We start from the raw sequence: 17,722 nt of genomic DNA on the forward strand, positions 1-17,722 counted from the left end.
TGTATCTGTTTTATTTAGAATCGACTATAGTCAATAATTATCAACCGCCTATAATTTCGCCGCCATTGACGTGTATCACTTGTCCTGTCACATAGCTTGCATCATCGCTTGCTAAGTACAAGTAAGCAGGCGCGACCTCGTTTGGCTGCCCTGCTCGTCCCATCGGCGAGCTTTGACCAAATTTTGTAACTTCATCAGGCTCAAATGAGGCGACGATAAGCGGTGTCCAGATTGGCCCTGGTGCGACACCATTGACTCGAATACCTTTGCCATTACCCATTAAATTGTTGGACAGCGCACGAGTAAAAGACAAGATAGCACCCTTAGTCGCAGCATAATCAATGAGATGATCGCTACCGCGGTAGGCGGTGATAGAGGTAGTATTGATGATACTACTGCCCGCTTTCATATGTGGCAGGGCATATTTACTCAGCCAAAAATGCGGATAAAAATTGGTATGAATGGTCTTATCGAGCTGCTCGGTACTGATGTCCGTTAGCGTCTGTTGCTCGACTTGTCTGCCTGCATTATTGACCAAAATATCGATACGGCCAAACTCAGTGAGCGTTTTGTCTATCAGTTCTTTACAGTTAGCCTCCTTTGACAAATCAGAGGCAACCAATAGGCAGCGGCGCTCATAAGACTCAATATGCTTTTTAGTCACCTTGGCGTCTTCATCTTCACAAAGGTAGCTTACGACCACGTCTGCACCTTCTTTGGCAAACAAAATAGCCACCGCTTGGCCAATACCACTATCAGACCCTGTCACAATCGCAACCTTTCCGGCCAGCTTGCCGTTTGGATAGTCACGCGGCAATACCTCAGGGCTTGGATGTTGTTGTTTTTGCGAGCCTGGCAAAGACTGCTCTTGCTGAGGAAAGCCATCATTCGCTGATTGATTAGTCATGATTTTACTCCTTTATTATCATATTCATTTTTATAGTAGTCGTGATTAAACGAGTTTTTGAATAATCCACCGCTTCTTATCGTTTGAAGCGTGCTATCAGCATAAGTAATCTAAAATGAAAATTGGGTAAAATCTGGTGTCAGCCTGTAGATAAGATGTAAAATAAAAAAGACTCTATCAACGTTTGCTGATAGAGTCTTTGTCTATGATACTGGCTCTAAACATACTTAGTAGCCAGTCCCATAGAAATATCTAAATAATGCATCAACTACTTAGATTTTACCAACCAAATCAAGGCTTGGTTTTAGCGTTGCTTGACCTTGCTCCCAAGCGGCTGGGCATACTTCACCATCATTGTCACGAACGTACTGAGCGGCTTTAATTTTACGGACCACATCTTTTGCGCTACGGCCGATGCCTAGATCATGGATTTCAGCCACTTTGATTAGGCCATCTGGATCAACGATGAAAGTACCGCGAAGCGCTGCATTGTCTTCTTCGATCATGATATTGAAACCGCGAGTGATTTTACCAGTGCCGTCACCCAACATTGGGAAAGTTACTTTACCAATCGCTTCTGAAGAGTCGTGCCATGCTTTGTGTACAAAATGCGTGTCAGTTGATACTGAGTATACTTCTACGCCTAATTCTTTTAGCTCTTCGTAATGGTTTGCCATGTCTTCAAGCTCAGTTGGGCAAACAAACGTGAAGTCATGTGGGTAAAACATAAATACAGCCCAGCTACCTTTTACGTCTTCTGAGGTGATGGTTTTGAACTCACCGTTTACAAACGCTTCTGTTGAAAATTCTGGGATTTCTTGATTAATAATAGCTGCCATGATTGGCTCCTTTTTTGATTAAATTTTAAGTTAATTGTTGATTAAGTATTTGACCTTTTTTACTAAGCCTTTAACTCTTTGGGCTACATGACAAACTATACGCGAATTTTATGGTTAATCCAGTTAAAAGTTTTTAATGTGATGTTTTGTTTTATTAAACTTGTTAAACTATTATCTCTAGTTTTTATCATCAGTGCTGTATGCGTGCATGCTGGCCTGTTAGTAAGCAAGTATCTTACATCAATCATCTGACAAGATAGCATTAAAAAGCCCATAAATAGAGAGGTTTTATGATTACTTTACGTCAACTTGAATTTGCCTTAGCCGTCGCCAAACATCGCCATTTTAAGCGTGCTGCTGAAGAGTGCAATATTTCACAGTCTGCGCTGAGTCTCGGTATCGCTGAGCTCGAAAAACAGCTAGATACGCAGATTTTTGAGCGTAATAATAAGCAGGTTCTGATTACCCCAATTGGGCAAGATATTTTGACTCGTGCCCAGCGGGTGTTTTCTGAAGTCAGTGATTTGACCACGCGCGCGCATAGCCATCAGACCCCGCTTGCTTATCCGATGACGGTCGGTATCATTCCAACGATTGCGCCGTACTTGCTTCCTAAAGTACTGCCCGCGCTGCGAGAGCATTATCCTGAGTTTCGTATGACCATCATCGAACAGCAAACCGAGCGCTTACTCGAGCAGGTACGCTACGGCCATATCGATACTGCCATTATCGCCCTACCTTATGCCGTCGATGGGCTGCACAGTTTTGAGTTTTGGAGTGAGGACTTTTTTGCGGTATTCCCCAAAGACGATATACATGCCAAGCTTGATAGTATTAACTCTGATGAGCTGGCGACGGCCAATTTGATGCTACTTGGTGAAGGTCACTGCTTGACCGATCAGACGCTATCGGTCTGTCATTTCGATCGTGAACAGATGAAATCGAGCTTTTCTGATGCCAGTCTCAACACTTTAATTCAGATGGCACTTGCCAACATGGGTACGACGCTGGTGCCAGAGATGGCGCTAGATCAACTGCATTTGCAAAACCGCAATGCTGTCGCGATACCGCTTGCCGAGGCAGGTCCGCATCGTCATATTGCCTTTGTCACACGCTTAAACTATGCGCGGGTCGATGATGTCAATTTGCTGGGTAAAGTGTTTAAACAGGCGTTTGAAGATGCTGCAAACAAGTCCTAAGCTGCAAGACTTAGCCGTAATGAGCAGTAATGAGCAAAACAACTTAGGTGAGGTATGAGCCAATTTCCACAAATAACCCTTAATTCTGGTCATTATTTTGCCCGGCACTTATCTGCGATAAATAGCGATAACAAGCTGGCGACAGGCCATGCGCTGTGGCAAGATATCGCTACTCGCTATAACGAAACGACACGCGCTTATCATACCTTAAGTCACCTGCAGCAATTGTTCGCGCAGTTTGAGCAAATCAAGCACAAGCTTAACGAGCCTCATATTGTCGCATTAGCCCTGTTTTATCATGATGTGATATATGACCCGCTGCGTACAGACAATGAGCAAAAAAGCGCCGAGTACGCAGCAGAGACGTTACACCCGTATCTGAGCGCTGAGCAGTGCGAGAATCTCTATGCGCTGATCATGATGACTGTTAATCATCAACTTACGGGGCTATCCGACCCTAAAAAAATCAGTGATGCCGCTTATCTATTGGATATGGATTTAAGCATTTTGGGTGCGCCTTGGTCACAGTACGAGCGCTATGCGCAAGCGGTGCGCCAAGAGTATAGCCATGTGCCGTTAGCCGAATATCGTACAGGACGAATGGCGGTATTAAATAGACTATTGGCGCATCCAAAGCTTTATTTAACTCACTATTACTATGAACAGCTTGAGACGCCAGCGCGAGCAAACATCCAACGCGAGCTTACTTCGCTTGCAGCTTAATAAACAGCTCGCTGCCTTGCCGTGCCGGATGTGAGTTATAGCAGCGCTCCATAATATCGATATCAAAATGGCTGGCAAAACGCTGCTGGTACTCTTCTTTTGTACCACCAAAGGGCGGCTCATCACGGCCAAAATCGACATCAAACAACACGCCAACCAGCTTACCTTGGGGTTTGAGCAGTGAGGCCATTTTTTTGACATAATCATCGCGGCGTGAAGGGTCAATGGCACAAAAAAAACGTCTGCTCAAGTACCCAATCAAACTGATACTGCGCAGGCGATAACTCAAAAAAGTCGGCACAAACTAAATGCTCAGATGGAAAGTCAGGATAGCGCTCGGCAAAGTCATTAATGGGCGCTGGAGCAAAGTCCACCAGCGTCACATTGGTAAAGCCTTGCTCATACAAATAGCCTACCTCGTAAGCATTCCCCGCTCCTGGCACTAAAATAGCCTGCGCCTTAGCTGATTCAGGCAACTGGTCTATATAGGCTTTGAGCGGTGGCGATACTTGTCCCATATCCCAACCGATACTGTCTTGCTCGTAGCGCTGCTGCCAAAACCCGGATTGACTGACATTTTCCATATTATGTTTATCCTTGATTGCTTATTTTAAATAATACGTTTTGTACCGTTACAATCTATCATATCAGTATTATATAGGTTACTTGGCGTTATTATTGACATAGTCGCTCCACTCTAAAATAAACACAGTGCTACTGGGATGCTGCTTTTAAATGTAGGTTGCGCAGCCTCTAGGTTCGCAGCACGCAAGGAAAATTTATACCAGTAGCACGCTGGCATAGCTGTATCGTTTTTATATAGGATTGACCATACCATTCTTAATCCAACTGCCCTGTCTTGCCTGCCAGCATATCGTGCCAATACCGATAATCTGGCATCGCGGTCGCCACCGTTTGCCAAAACTCATGGCTATGGTTGGCATGATGCAGGTGACACAGCTCATGGACGATGACATATTCGGTACATTCAATCGGGTAGGCAGGCAGATATACAGATAGCCAAATACGACGCGCGCGCGTGTTGCAGCTGCCCCAGCGCGTATGCATCTTTTTTAGGCGTATCTCATTGGCATAGGCACCGACCACAGGTTGCCATTTGTCAAACAATGACGGCGTGATAGCCGCAAGCTGCTCACGGTAATAGGTCAGTTTTTTATCATGGCTGAGGGTCAGGGATTGCTCAATCCCCCATAACAGCATAGGACTGTCGGTAGTTGAAGAGTCCGCTAAAGGACGGTGTTTACGCTGGTGCTGCTCTAAGACCTGTGCGTGATTGTCGATTGCCCAAGACACACGCTTGGCAATGGCTTTCTCGATTTGCACGGTACTGATAAAAGCCGGTGCGGAGACCATCAATGTGTACGGCTTTAAGCGAAAATTGATGTTTTTGACGCGTTTTTTATGGACTTGCAGCTCTATCCCTGCCTGCGCAAGATGTTGTCTCACCGCATGTAAACTGATGGCGTGTCTCCTTACATTCTTGCTTTATTCATTTAGCACTTATCGCCGTTACAGCGCTTGCAAATGATTGTCAAAAGACATTTTATGCCACTTGCTGTCGCTCTTCACTTGCCAAGCGGTATCTAGCGATGTGCTGGCGGCTGACGCTGCTATCGGTACCGACTTCACTTCCAATATCGTTAGCTGCCCTTGCCCATCACTAACGATAAAGCCTGCTTTTTTCTCACCAGCCAACACCGACGCGCCCGCACAATCTGGCAAACTGACATCGTCGATCAGCTGCCGCGTATTTAGATCATAAATCGCCGCACAGCCGCCAATCGGGGTGGTGACGCATAGTAAATCATGCACACTGTCGACGGCGACGCTGGCGATATACTGATGAAAGCGCTGCCACTCATCATTAGCCATGGTGAGCGGCTCGAAGTCAGCATCACCGCGCTGACGCGTCAGTACCAAGGGCACATTGATATGCTTATCCCCTTGAAACTGAATACCAATCATCACCCTGCCATCATCGTGCATGGCGAGATGACGCACGCTCATCTGGTTGTGTACTGGGACGACCTGCTCCAGCAACGCGCCAGTGTGACGATTGAGATACACCAATGATGGACGCATGCTATCGAGATTTAACTCTTCGCGAGAGGCACGCTCGGTTTTGATACCGCCATTGGCGATCACCAGTGTGTCGCCATCAGGATGCATGACCAGCTCATGCGGGCCGATACCAAAAGCATCAAATTCTGCGATTTTTTGATAGTCATCAGTCGCATCATAGACACCGATTTTGCCATCGAGGCTCACCGTATCGTTTTCGGTCACATACAAACGCTGGGCATCTAAGCTATAGCATGCATGACCATAAAAATGTCGATGGTTTGCCGCTTGAATGGCTGTCTTGACCTGCCCTGTGGCAGTATCAAGCACCCAAAACCTCTCACTAGGGCGACGTCCCATCACCACAACATCACGGCGCTGCTGATGATTGCTTTTATGGTATTGCATATCGTACTGGGCTGTATCAAGCACTCCATCAACAGACGGCTGTACGACGATATCATGGACACGCTCAGGCATGGTGGTCTGCCAAACGATCTGTCTATCAGCGTCAATACCGACGACGCCAAAGTCATTGTCATTGTCATTGTCAGACTGGCCATCAGTGTGATCAGTGTTAGTGAGGTTTTTTGGCATAGACGCCACCCCACTCACCCAGCACACGGGGCGCGCCATCATGGTGGTGGTATGCAAAGCGGCCAAATCAGATATAACATTGTTATCAGTATTATCTGAATAAGGCTGCTGATAGGCTCGCTGCCATGTCACCGCCGCCTGCTGACAAGCATGGCGAAAGCGTGCTAGCTTTGACCACTTAGGCTGCTCCGACGGCTGTGGCACTGAACTACTGCTCAACTGCCATGTCTGCCACTGCGCGCGGACACCGATCACGTAATCTTGCAAGCTTGCATCGGGCTGCCGGCGTTTACGATAATGATGATGGACAGCGACCAGCGCCGCCGTACCTGTGACACTAGCGAGCGTCGTCGTGACAGCGGACGTCAGTCGCTCGTGGCGAGACTGGTTACCTTCGTGCAGCAGTAAAGCTCGGTTATGGGTATCATCGTTACGCTTACGCATTATTTAATCGCCATCGGTACTATTAAAGCCCACACGGATACCGAGTGCCGGTATCAGCTGGCGCTTGATAAGACGGGTAATGGTGGTCAGATGGTCATACAATTCTTGCTGCGTTGCTTTATCAGCCGTGGCGATATCCTCTGGCATCTGCGCCAATAGCGTGGTGGCATCTGCTAAGGCAGTCGATAGCGTATCAGCGACGTTGTTTTCATTATTGCTACCAAGGATAGCAGTCAGGACAGGATCAGTCAGCGCCTCATTTAACGTGGCTAATTTGGCATTGATAATGGCGCGGCTTTGGCCAGCGGTGGCGGCTGGCACATGACCTTTGGCTTTGCCTATCAGGCCCAAAGGCTGGTCAATGGCGTTAGATTTCATGGTCTCAACCAACGACAATAACGAATTGAACCATTGGTTTAAGCCCTGATCGCTATCAGCTGTTTTATCAATCGCCAACAGCGTTGTCGCGTTTTTTTGCCAGTCTTTTTCGATGTGTTGTAGGCGCGTACTCAAGGCATCACTGGCGCTTATCACATAAGCACACTGCCCCGCATCCAAGCTATCATTGGCGTACAGGGCTTCTTCTAGTCCTGGCACCCCTTGTACGATAGCACTCTCATCAGCGAGCTGCGCTGCGGTGAGCTTTGGATTGGCTGCGATCAAATCAGCCACACCGCTATGCACCAGCCCGCGCTCATCAGGATAGTAGTTGATATATAGGTTGCTCATGCTAGCGGTGGCAGGCCCAAAGTTGATCATCTCAGCGCGCGCCCACGCTTGTGCCAGCACCAGCCACTGATCCCGCAGCGTTTGCAGCTCATCACCGCTGACTGCGCCTGACTGACAGTGCTTTTGTGCCAGCTCATGTAGCAGCTCACTTTGACGCGCCGTATCAGCATAGGCGGGAATGACGAGATCATCTGCCACATGGGTCAGATAGGTCTTTTCTGTCTCAGCGCTGATATCGACAGCGGCGATACGCTCTGTCCTGTTATTTTTGTCATCTACAGAAGGCGTAGCGGCGCTATCTTGCGCGACTTCTTGACCCTCAGAGTCTGGCGCTTTGTTTTCATCTGCAGGTTTGACACAGCTGATCAGCAGGCCCGCGCTCAAAGCAGACAGTGCCATTGCTACAGCAGGGTTTATTTTCATAGGTTTCTCGGTATTTATATGAGTGATTTTATCAATCGTTTATTGGTCATTTGCTAAGAGCGCACCCTTTGCCCACAAGCCTTTTGTCACGCAATTCATAGCGACTGCAAGAACGCTGTCAATTCAGCCCGCCCTTGCTTGTCTAACTGAAATACGTTTTGTTTTTGTTTTTCGGCCTCGCCGCCGTGCCATAGTACTGCTTCCATCAAGGTGCGAGCACGCCCATCATGCAAAAACGTCGCTTGCGGATCGACCGTTTGGGCAAGACCAATACCCCATAAAGCCGGCGTTCGCCACTCATAAGAGTTGGCCAAAAACTCTACTTGTGCGTCTTTGGGCGGCAGCTTACCAGCAATCGTCCGATCGGCAAGCTCGTCGCCCATGTCATGCAGCAGCAAATCAGTATAAGGATAAATCACTTGTCCGTGCTGCTCAAGATGGTCATCGTCGGTTTTTGGCAACTGATAGCGCGGGGTATGACAGCTTTGGCAGCCCATATCATAAAAGCGTTTTTTGCCGGCGAGCACCAGCTCATCCTCGGCATGACGGCGATGCGGGACGGCCAGATTGCGCGTATAAAACTCCACAAACTTGGCCACCTCGTCATTGACCTCCACAGGTGGCTTACCACCGCCTTGCTCATCAGCGCCCGTGGTTGCATTGACACACGCCGTTTGCGCAGGCATGCAGGACTCATGAGGACGGATGTTTGAGGTCAGCCCCATGTCTTCATTAAAGGCACTTTGGTTTTGTGTCAAAAGCTTGGTTTGTCCTGCTTTCCAGCCAAAGCGCCCCAACGCGGTTTTGCCCGTCTGTGGATCCATGACCCAGTTAAACTTACCACTGATATCAGCGCTGTCATTATCGACGGCTTGTTTTTTGATATCGTCATCGGGTATTTGTTCCAACAGTCCAAGCCCAATCATCGGCAAGGCCACGCGCGGCGATACCATCATCTGGTCATCAAACGCGCCATAGCCTGGGTTAGTCAGATGAAAGGTAGGCGCGCGCAGGGTTTCGACGTGACCATCAGCGAAAGTGACGGGCTTGTCGGTCCACTGTACCGCGATTCTTGCTTCAGCAGGTACGCCCTGAATACCGCGATCTTGTAGCTGGCCGCCATACATCGGATGCACGACTTTTTCGATCAGCGAGTTTTGCAGCTGCGCTCGCTCCTCATCGGTGGTCGCTGGCATCGCCAAACGAATCAGCAAGCTGTCGGCATCGTCCTCACTACTCATCGGTGCGTGGCCACGGCCATCTTTGATATGACAAGATTGACAAGCCGCGACGTTAAACAATGCCCCCAGACCATCACGGCTATCGGTACTGGCAGGTGCGACCACCCACGGCTGACGAAAAAACGCATTACCAATAAAAAAAACTGCCCTTACGCGAGGCGGACAGATTGGACGAGGGTTTGGAGTAACTCTCGCTACTTGTGATGCTAATGCCCGTGTCGCCGCCTTGTTTGATCTCTTGCGGGTCAAATGTCACCAGCTGCTGCATCGGCACGCCAGCCAGCGCTTCCACGGTTTGCGTACGTTTGGGCGTCAAAGCGGACCCGCCTTCACCACTTGCAACGGCAGTGTCATTGGTGTTTTTATTGGTCGATGCGCTGTCTGACGTGCTATCCGTGGGCTGACAAGCACTGATGGCAATTGCACCTGCGACGGTGAGCACAAGTTTGCGGGCGGTGCGTTGAGTGGGTAAAAAAGAGACAGAAAAAGCAGAGGATTTGGTATGAATGGAGCTCATAGGAGTTGCCTTAGTTCTAGAGTAGAACCATTAAAATGGCTAGCTATAACAGTATTTTTTCTTATCAATATAACGGTATAAAATACATCAACGCTATAAATTAACGCACTGACCTATTTTATTGCACGTAAAAATACGTTGCTAACTGTCGTTAACAACGCATGTATTATATATAACTTGCACTTTTACAAACATATCTTTCATCAGCTTTTCATGACTTGTAAGACATTATCGACATCATTAAATTATTCTATGTGAGAGAAGTCAATCGCTTAAAACTGTGAGCCAGCGTCCGCGTCTAAGTTATCGATACCGACCGCTTTTGCCGCATTTTCGATACCATCTGTCAGCGCTTGCAGACTTGTGATACCCGCCTCGATCCAGCCGCGGCGTTTGTTTTGCTCTTCTGCTGAGATGTCATGCTTGCTCGCTTGACCAACTGTTGCAATCATCTGATCGACCTTGATGCCTTCTTTTTCGCCTTTTTCTACGATGACATTAAAGGCGTCTTCGACCTTTTTAAAGTCAGCAGTCAGCTTATCAGCCGCTTCTTGATGACCACTATCGATCAGATAGTTTTTGACACCGTAGCCACCGATGGTCTTGCCAGCGACAGTCTTATAGCTGCCATTAAAGACGTTTTGGATGCCGCGTGCGTTATTGGCATAGCTTAGGTGAGTTAAATCACTAAAGCACTCGTGCTCATCTTCAGTAGAGCCTGTCACAAACGCGACCTGCATGCGCTCAGAGGCCAGTTCACCTAAGGCCAAGCTGCCCATTTGATACATGATTTGACGTAGGCCATTGTCGTATTTACGCGCCATCAGATCGCTACGTAGAGTGTTTTCGCTCTCAGGCTGCCACTCGGCTTCCATCGCTGTGAGGTCGTTTACCAGCAACTGCGCTGCCGCTTTTAAGAACTCGCCGCGACGCTCACAGATACTAGCGTCTTCATTGACCGTATCGCCACTGGTACATTGTCCAGCTTCGGTGACATAGTCGGTCACAGGGCGTTCGCCTGCCCCTGCGCTGACACCATTGGTGTCTTGGCCCCATAGCATAAACTCAATCGCATGATAGCCTGTGGTGACATTGGCTTCACTACCGCCAATCTCATTCATATCTGCCAGTAGCTCAGGTGTGATCTTGCTGGTGTCTTGTTTGATACTACCGACCGTGATGCTGTCGCTATTGATGATATTGTCTTGGCTGTTGTACTCGCCTTCGTAGCTATCGTTGACATAGTCGATCAAAGCTTCATCGAGTGGCCACGCATTGACCTGACCTTCCCAGCCATCGACGCTACCGATGGCGCGCTTATCATTGGCCGTCACAAACCCTTCATCAAAACGGAAAACCTCTGTCTGAGAGTAAGGCTGGCGCGCCGTTTTGTAAGCTGCTTTTGCCGCCTCTAAGTTGGCCTCAGTGGGGGTTTCTACATAGGTTTCTACCGCTTTTTGTAGCGCTTTAGCCGTTTCAAGTGAATCTTTGTAGGCGGCATGAGCCATATTGGCATAGCTGATTACCAGTCTGTCAGTATGTGCCTGATCGGTCGCCGAGAGCATACCACTGTCCGTTGACTCTGTGCTTTGCACTTCTGTTTGACTCTCTGCCTTGTCTCAGCATTTTCGTCGGTTTGTTTGGTGCAACCCGACACCATTAATAACCCTGCCAGTGCAGCAGCCAAAGCGGTGGGGAAAATCTTACGGCTCGTTCCTGTGGTAATCGTCATACACATCCTCAAAAGATATTACAAAAGAAAAAATCATCGTCAGTGCCACAGCGCGTACTGACTTTATCTATATATCATAATGTAGATAAAGTCAGTATCAGTTATTGCGCTTATGTTACGGCACTTGTCTAAAACCTCTATGAATTATAGGGTTATTGATAATCATTATCAATATTTAATTTTATGCCTACATTGTTCGTAGTAGCTATAGCCGTGTAATAAAAACAAAAAAGCCAGCGGATTGCTGGCTTTTTTGTAATTGATCTACTTATCGATAAAACGATAAATTAGTTAACGCTCTGTGGCGAGTTGATGGTCAACTCTACGCGGCGATTTTGCTGACGACCATAATCAGTGCTGTTATCGGCGACAGGACGTGATTCACCATACGCAACTACGTTGATACGGTTTGAAGAAACACCGTGTGCTGTTAGGTAGTTGGCTACTGAATAAGCGCGGTCACGTGATAGACCCATGTTATAAGAGGCTGAACCGCGGCTGTCTGTATGACCTGCGATATTTACCGTGGTCTTGTTGTACTGGTTCATGGTAGAGGCCAGCTTATCAAGTGTTGGCTTGAAAGATGAGCTCAATGTTGCATCATCAAATGAGAAAGTAATATTACCTGGCATAACCAAGTCAATGTTACCTGTAGTTGGGTTCTGCTCAACTGTTACGCCCGTACCAGCCATCTGTTGCTCAAGCTGCTTGGCTTGACGTTCCATATAATAACCAACGCCAGCACCTAGCGCTGCTCCGATAGCGGCATCACGACCAGTCTTATCACCACCAGTAGCTTTTGAGATAGTTGCACCACCTGCTGCACCAACTAAGGTACCCAAAGCTGTTTTATTTAAACGCTGTTGTCCTGTGTTTGGATCAGTGGTACAACCACTCAATGCTAGACCTGATGCTACTGCTGCAACCATTAATTTATTACGCATAATACTTCCTCTTAAGTTGAATTTATTAATTGTGCTCTGTTATATTCTAGAATTTTTCCTCTAAAAACAAGCCAGTAATATGATACCTATCAAAATTCACTACAGTTAAATATTATAACGTCTTTAAAAAAATCAAAAGCAGTTATATATGATAACAATACGAATTCATAAGATACCAAACATTAAATAGCTCGTTAGGTGTTATTCACCTTTGTCGTTATTATCGCAAGCAAGTTCTATCTATGTGTAATATTTTGTCACATCTATGTATAAAAAGTGCATGAGACCTTACACACAGTGTTATAGATGCAGTTATATGAATATAGTAGATATTATAAAAATATCAGTATTGTATGGTTTTTTTAGAATATCTCGAATATAACTATTTATGCAAATTCTCGATTTTAGCCAGTAGTTACGAAGTAATCGTACAAAAAATATTTGTAGTATTTGCTACCATGGGTCATGTAAACACTCGTACACTATTCTTGCTTTCTGCTAAACTCGTGCCTGTTTAGTATGGCAATCTCTTTTATACAGATAAAATATTAACAGCGATTAATATGATAAATAAAAAAGGACTTATCGTGCGACTGACTTCCACTATTCAAAAACTGCATGATCGTGCACCTAAGCTTGGCAAAGCCCTCTCTTTAGCAACAGCAACCGGTGTTATCACTGGTAATAGTATCGGTGCTAGCCTACCTATATGGTTTATGGGTGCTGCCAAAACAATTACTGGCTCGAAAATTGCTGATGATACTGTCATTAAAGTGACCAATTATTGGATAAATAGCAATAATGCTTTGATTGATAATATTTTACCCAATAAAGATTGGCGTATTAACTTACCTGATGATGTGCATCCAGATGGTAAATACTTGCTGATTAGTAATCATCAATCCTGGGTCGATACCAGTATCGTACAGTATGTTAGTGAAAAACGCCTACCACTAACGCGTTTCTTTACTAAGTTTGAGCTGATTTATATTCCCGTTATTGGACAAGCCTTTTACTTTTTAGACTTTCCTATGATGCGCCGGCATTCAAAGGAAGCAGTGGCAAAAAACCCAGCTTTGCAAGGTAAAGACATTGAAGAAGCCAAGCGTGCTTGTGCGTTATTAAAAGGTAAACCCTTTACCCTATTGAATTACTTAGAGGGTACGCGCTTTACTAAAGCCAAACACGCTAAGCAGCAATCGCCTTATAGTCATTTACTCAAGCCTCGTGCAGGTGGTCTGGCACTTGCTATTAATGCCTTGGGTGAAGATATCGATGGTATTTTAGATATGACTATCGTGTATCCTGATGGCGTCCCTACCTACAGCGATTTGTGGAAAGGTAATATCAAGCGCTTGGGGGTCGATGTACGCTATATTGAAATGCCTGATACGCTGTTCACTGCTGTTCAAGAGGGCGGTTATGAAAAAGATGAATCAGTTAAGGCTCAGATGTTTGATTGGGTTGGAAACGTATGGCAACAAAAAGACGCACGCATTGATAAGATGCTTGCTCAATTTGATACCAATATTGAATCCAAAAACGCTTAAGACTAAACCGCTCTAACATAACCCCCGATGATATAAGGTATGATTGTGTCCGCCTCTACTACTAGCTCTGTTACAGATACAAAACCGCTGCCCAATCAGCTAAAAACCTCGTTGTCAGAACCAAAGCCTCCTCGGCGTCCACAGCCGAACCGGTTAAAGCTGGCTTATGATATTGTGATCCTCATCGCTATCAGTATCGACCTACTGTTTATTAGTATCGATGCAATTTTGATGAGTAACTTTAGTAGCCATGTGGCAGAATGGTTGGCAATTAGTGATCGACTTAGCTGGTATCAGATGAGCTTGCACGATCCGCTACGTACCGTAGGCGGATTTTTTACCATATTTTTGATTGTTGAGCTGCTGGTACGTTGGGCAATCGCCATTAAGGATAAGGTTTATTATCGCTGGTTTTTCTTTCCATTTGTCCATTGGTATGAAGTACTCGGCTGCTTTCCGCAGCTACGGGCATTGCGTTTGTTTCGAGCTGTGATTATTGGTCGACGCCTACATCAACTTGGTTATCAGGTACTACCGCAGCCATGGATCAATCGCATCAAGTTTTATATTGATGTATTACTAGAAGAGTTATCTGATCGCGTTATTTTGACGACTATCTATAACTTTCGGCAGCAGCTTACTGACTCCGATGTCCATAAGTCGCTTATCAAATCGACCATTGAGCGCAATCGTGACCAAATTGAAGCGATGTTGTTATCGTTATTACGTCAAGAGCTTGTGCCAACGCTTCAAAAGCTTACCGATAAATCACAGGGCGGCCAGCTTATAGCGAATGAGGTGGGCAATGCCATTCAAGATGGACTTGCTAACACTCCTGAGCTGCGACGTTACCTGCGTTTGATTCCGATTGCAGGTAGCCTAATCGAGTCACAACTCCAGCATATTGGGCATAATATTGGAGAAAATGTCGTCTACTCTCTCAACGAGCGGTTGTTAAAAGCTGAGCATATCGATGCATTAATGGTGAACATTGCCCATAGTATTGTAAATATCGATATCAATAATTCAGCACTTGAAGCATTGCTTGCTAGTATTATCAATGATAGCTTGAACGAATTTGAAGCCCAAATCAAAATCCAGCAGTGGAAGCACCAAGATATGCTCAACTTGTAATATTTATGCAGTAGGTACTGTTATAAGCAGACCTTTATACCTACCATATTTCTATTTTTATGTAACTTTTTATGTCAATTTTAGTACTATTAAGGACTTGTTAATCACTATTATCCCTTAGTACACTGCTCATTGATAGCGCACAATCTAACGATCTATTTATAGTAACAACTGCGCCGTGATCGCAGGGTTATTAGTATCTTTTAAGGATTTGTATTATGACGATTTCGGATACAGGCCAGCATGACATGACATCTCAACCTGCGATAACTTTTTATGGAAAGATGCTGACATTTTCACGCCTGCAACTGAGTACCGATGACCTACCCGCTATTGAAGCACATTTATCAGACATGCTAAGCAACAAGACCAGTCAGATTCCTGTCATCATTGACAGTAGCGTTGAACAAGATTTGTCTGCTTTAATTGAGCTTTTATGGTCATGGGGATTACAGCCTATCGGTGTCGTAACAGGATTGCTTGATACACAAGCGCGTGCCCAAAGACTGGCGATATTTCCAGCGGATGGTAAGCGCATAGAGCGTATTGTCTCTAGTAAAAAGTCAGTCACTCAGTTGAGTCAAACCAGCGCTGAAAAAACAGCAGACGCACAAGTTCAAGAAGACAACAGTGTTGATGATACGGTCAAAAACAAAGATAACAGCACTGCAGATATTTCGGCTGAGACCTTGCTCAGTAGCGAGCACATTACCAGTATGATTTATGACCAACTGTTACGCTCAGGCCAAAGTATCAATCATGTCGGTGGTGACTTAATTTTGACCAATAGTGTCAATAGCGGCGCCGAAGCTATCACAGATAATAGCTTACATGTCTATGGACGTGCTCAAGGTCGCTTAGTCGCGGGGGCAACGGGCGACAAAGACGCGCGCATATTTTGTCAGGTATTTAATCCATCATTGGTTTCTGTCGCTGGCACTTACTGCCTGCGTGACAACCTACCTGAGAATACTATCGACAAGCCGGTACAAGTACGTTTTGTAGAAGGTGAAGGATTGGTATTTACGGTCATGGAAAGCACTTAATATGTAATTACGTTATATAAAAACAGCCAAACTGTTTAATAGTGAAGGCTGTTTTTTTATTTTAGTAAAGGTTAAAAAACTTCTATATAATACTTTGTTAATATTCAGGTAAGGTAATTTAACAAAACTGTCCTACTATAAATTTGTAAGTCAGCCAATATCTACAAGATTAGTAAATAATTATATAAAATAGTGTTTATCCTACTATGTTTTTAGCCTTTCTTATAGACAAGCTATAAATTTTTGTTGATTTATGCTAGGCTTACGCTCGCAGATAGTAGTCGTATTATGATTGTTGGATTTAACAACACATAATTATTATTAAAGACTGAATCATGGTTACCCAGTGCTGCGAGCACCAACATTATATTCACGTTTATTAAACGATTTTTAACTATCGAATATCCCATTGAATTATAGGAGTGTGCCATTGTGGCGAAGATTGTTGTAATCACTTCAGGTAAAGGCGGCGTGGGCAAAACCACGACCAGTGCTTCTTTTGCCGCAGGTTTAGCATTGCGTGGCTATAAGACGGTTGTTATTGATTTTGATGTGGGTTTACGTAATCTAGATTTGATTATGGGCTGTGAAAATCGCATCGTATATGACTTCGTTGACGTAATTAACGGTAATGCTCGTCTATCCCAAGCATTAGTCAAAGACAAACAATTAGAGAATCTATACATCTTGCCTGCCAGTCAGACACGTGATAAAGATGCTTTGACGGATGAAGGTGTGACTGAAGTTATATCTGAGTTATCTAAGCAGTTTGACTATATTATTTGTGACTCTCCAGCTGGTATCGAGCGCGGTGCGCAGCTAGCGATGTATCATGCTGATGAAGCCATCATCGTTACCAACCCTGAAATATCTTCAGTACGTGATTCTGATCGTATTATTGGTATTTTACAAAGCCGTACTAAGAAGGTAGAAGAAAACCAAGGTTCTATACGCGAGCATTTGATTATCACGCGCTACAATGCTGAGCGTGCGGCAGCCAATGAGATGATGGACATTGATACCATCTCTAATGATATTTTAAAAGTACCACTACTTGGTGTTATTCCTGAAAGTCATTCAGTGCTTGAAGCGTCTAACCACGGTGAGCCGGTTATTCACTATACCGATTCGGTCGCTGGTCAGTGCTATGACGATATCGTTGCCCGTTTCTTAGGGGAAGAGCGTCCATTACGTCATCTTGACGTGAAGAAAAAGAGTCTATTACAGCGCTGGTTTGGGGGTTAATAATGAGTAAAAAGAAAGGATTTTGGAGTAGTCTGTTTGGTACCGATGACAACAGCAATGCAGGTAGCGCCAACATGGCCACCGAACGTCTCAAAGTCATTGTTGCAAGTGAAAATCGGTTAAACAATCGTTTGACCACTGAACGTATCGAAAAGATGAAGCGCGAAATATTAGAGGTAGTTAATAAGTACGTTAATGGCGTACAAATTGATGATGTCAATATCAATCATCGCTCTGAGGATACGCTTGATGTCCTTGAGATGAATATCAGCTTGCCTGAGCATAAAAAGTAAACTGGATAAATGACTGGTTTACTTCAAAACTTAAGTCCATCTATACCTAAAGAAAAGCCCTTAGTATCTTGCTAAGG

16 protein-coding genes and 1 pseudogene are annotated in these 17,722 nt (G+C 45.3%); 7 read left to right on the forward strand and 10 right to left on the reverse strand.

Annotation, left to right across the window (positions count from 1 at the left end; all coding sequences use genetic code 11):
* Nucleotides 1–40: 40 nt before the first annotated feature.
* Complete coding sequence (locus tag PENNN9_RS09500) at nucleotides 41–907, reverse strand: glucose 1-dehydrogenase (RefSeq protein ID WP_058369457.1); 867 nt, start codon at nucleotides 905–907, stop codon at nucleotides 41–43.
* 272 nt (nucleotides 908–1,179) lie between these two features.
* Nucleotides 1,180–1,746: an alkyl hydroperoxide reductase subunit C gene (gene ahpC / locus PENNN9_RS09505; protein ID WP_058369458.1), complete on the reverse strand. Its 567-nt coding sequence runs from the start codon at nucleotides 1,744–1,746 to the stop codon at nucleotides 1,180–1,182.
* Nucleotides 1,747–2,036: 290 nt separating this feature from the next.
* On the opposite strand from ahpC, the gene PENNN9_RS09510 reads away from it, so the two are divergent.
* Entirely contained in the window at nucleotides 2,037–2,945 is a 909-nt protein-coding gene (locus PENNN9_RS09510) for a hydrogen peroxide-inducible genes activator (RefSeq protein WP_058369459.1), read from the forward strand.
* Between the two features lie 54 nt (nucleotides 2,946–2,999).
* Nucleotides 3,000–3,668, forward strand: a complete 669-nt coding sequence (locus PENNN9_RS09515) for a hypothetical protein (RefSeq protein WP_058369460.1) — start codon at nucleotides 3,000–3,002, stop codon at nucleotides 3,666–3,668.
* On the opposite strand, the gene PENNN9_RS13450 is transcribed toward PENNN9_RS09515, so the two are convergent.
* The 8 genes and pseudogenes from PENNN9_RS13450 to PENNN9_RS09550 form a co-directional block, all read right to left on the reverse strand.
* Nucleotides 3,649–3,918, reverse strand: a complete 270-nt coding sequence (locus PENNN9_RS13450) for a TPMT family class I SAM-dependent methyltransferase (RefSeq protein WP_264752942.1) — start codon at nucleotides 3,916–3,918, stop codon at nucleotides 3,649–3,651. The two genes, PENNN9_RS09515 and PENNN9_RS13450, sit on opposite strands and share 20 nt — an antisense overlap.
* Nucleotides 3,890–4,252 (reverse strand): TPMT family class I SAM-dependent methyltransferase, encoded by a 363-nt coding sequence (locus tag PENNN9_RS13455; protein WP_264752943.1) that lies wholly within the window; start codon nucleotides 4,250–4,252, stop codon nucleotides 3,890–3,892. Before PENNN9_RS13455 ends, PENNN9_RS13450 begins: the two co-directional genes overlap by 29 nt.
* A 256-nt stretch (nucleotides 4,253–4,508) precedes the next feature.
* A complete protein-coding gene (locus PENNN9_RS09525) occupies nucleotides 4,509–5,135 on the reverse strand; it encodes a M48 family metallopeptidase (RefSeq protein ID WP_227511783.1) in 627 nt (208 codons plus the stop codon).
* Between the two features lie 63 nt (nucleotides 5,136–5,198).
* Nucleotides 5,199–6,791, reverse strand: coding sequence for a DUF1513 domain-containing protein (locus PENNN9_RS09530; RefSeq protein ID WP_058369462.1), 1,593 nt, complete (start codon nucleotides 6,789–6,791; stop codon nucleotides 5,199–5,201).
* Between the two features lie 3 nt (nucleotides 6,792–6,794).
* A complete protein-coding gene (locus PENNN9_RS09535) occupies nucleotides 6,795–7,943 on the reverse strand; it encodes an imelysin family protein (RefSeq protein ID WP_058369463.1) in 1,149 nt (382 codons plus the stop codon).
* Between the two features lie 95 nt (nucleotides 7,944–8,038).
* Nucleotides 8,039–9,626, reverse strand: a pseudogene (locus PENNN9_RS09540) (di-heme oxidoredictase family protein).
* A gap of 347 nt (nucleotides 9,627–9,973) precedes the next feature.
* Nucleotides 9,974–11,296, reverse strand: coding sequence for an imelysin family protein (locus tag PENNN9_RS09545; RefSeq protein ID WP_227511784.1), 1,323 nt, complete (start codon nucleotides 11,294–11,296; stop codon nucleotides 9,974–9,976).
* A 424-nt stretch (nucleotides 11,297–11,720) separates the two neighbouring features.
* Nucleotides 11,721–12,377: an OmpA family protein gene (locus PENNN9_RS09550; RefSeq protein ID WP_058369464.1), complete on the reverse strand. Its 657-nt coding sequence runs from the start codon at nucleotides 12,375–12,377 to the stop codon at nucleotides 11,721–11,723.
* A gap of 587 nt (nucleotides 12,378–12,964) precedes the next feature.
* Between PENNN9_RS09550 and PENNN9_RS09555 the strand changes: the two genes are divergently transcribed.
* The 5 genes from PENNN9_RS09555 to minE all read left to right on the forward strand — a co-directional run bounded on the left by PENNN9_RS09555 (nucleotide 12,965) and on the right by minE (nucleotide 17,645).
* The gene (locus PENNN9_RS09555; RefSeq protein ID WP_058369465.1) at nucleotides 12,965–13,927 is read left to right on the forward strand and encodes an acyltransferase; all 963 of its coding nucleotides are present in this window, start codon (nucleotides 12,965–12,967) and stop codon (nucleotides 13,925–13,927) included.
* Nucleotides 13,928–13,966: 39 nt separating this feature from the next.
* Complete coding sequence (locus tag PENNN9_RS09560; protein WP_413771747.1) at nucleotides 13,967–15,061, forward strand: hypothetical protein; 1,095 nt, start codon at nucleotides 13,967–13,969, stop codon at nucleotides 15,059–15,061.
* A 218-nt stretch (nucleotides 15,062–15,279) separates the two neighbouring features.
* Nucleotides 15,280–16,107, forward strand: a complete 828-nt coding sequence (gene minC / locus PENNN9_RS09565) for a septum site-determining protein MinC (protein WP_082638062.1) — start codon at nucleotides 15,280–15,282, stop codon at nucleotides 16,105–16,107.
* 432 nt (nucleotides 16,108–16,539) lie between these two features.
* The gene (gene minD, locus PENNN9_RS09570) at nucleotides 16,540–17,352 is read left to right on the forward strand and encodes a septum site-determining protein MinD (protein ID WP_058369466.1); all 813 of its coding nucleotides are present in this window, start codon (nucleotides 16,540–16,542) and stop codon (nucleotides 17,350–17,352) included.
* 2 nt (nucleotides 17,353–17,354) lie between these two features.
* The gene (minE, locus tag PENNN9_RS09575) at nucleotides 17,355–17,645 is read left to right on the forward strand and encodes a cell division topological specificity factor MinE (protein ID WP_058369467.1); all 291 of its coding nucleotides are present in this window, start codon (nucleotides 17,355–17,357) and stop codon (nucleotides 17,643–17,645) included.
* Nucleotides 17,646–17,722 lie beyond the last annotated feature (77 nt).

This window comes from Psychrobacter sp. ENNN9_III (assembly GCF_001462175.1).
Taxonomy (GTDB): domain Bacteria; phylum Pseudomonadota; class Gammaproteobacteria; order Pseudomonadales; family Moraxellaceae; genus Psychrobacter.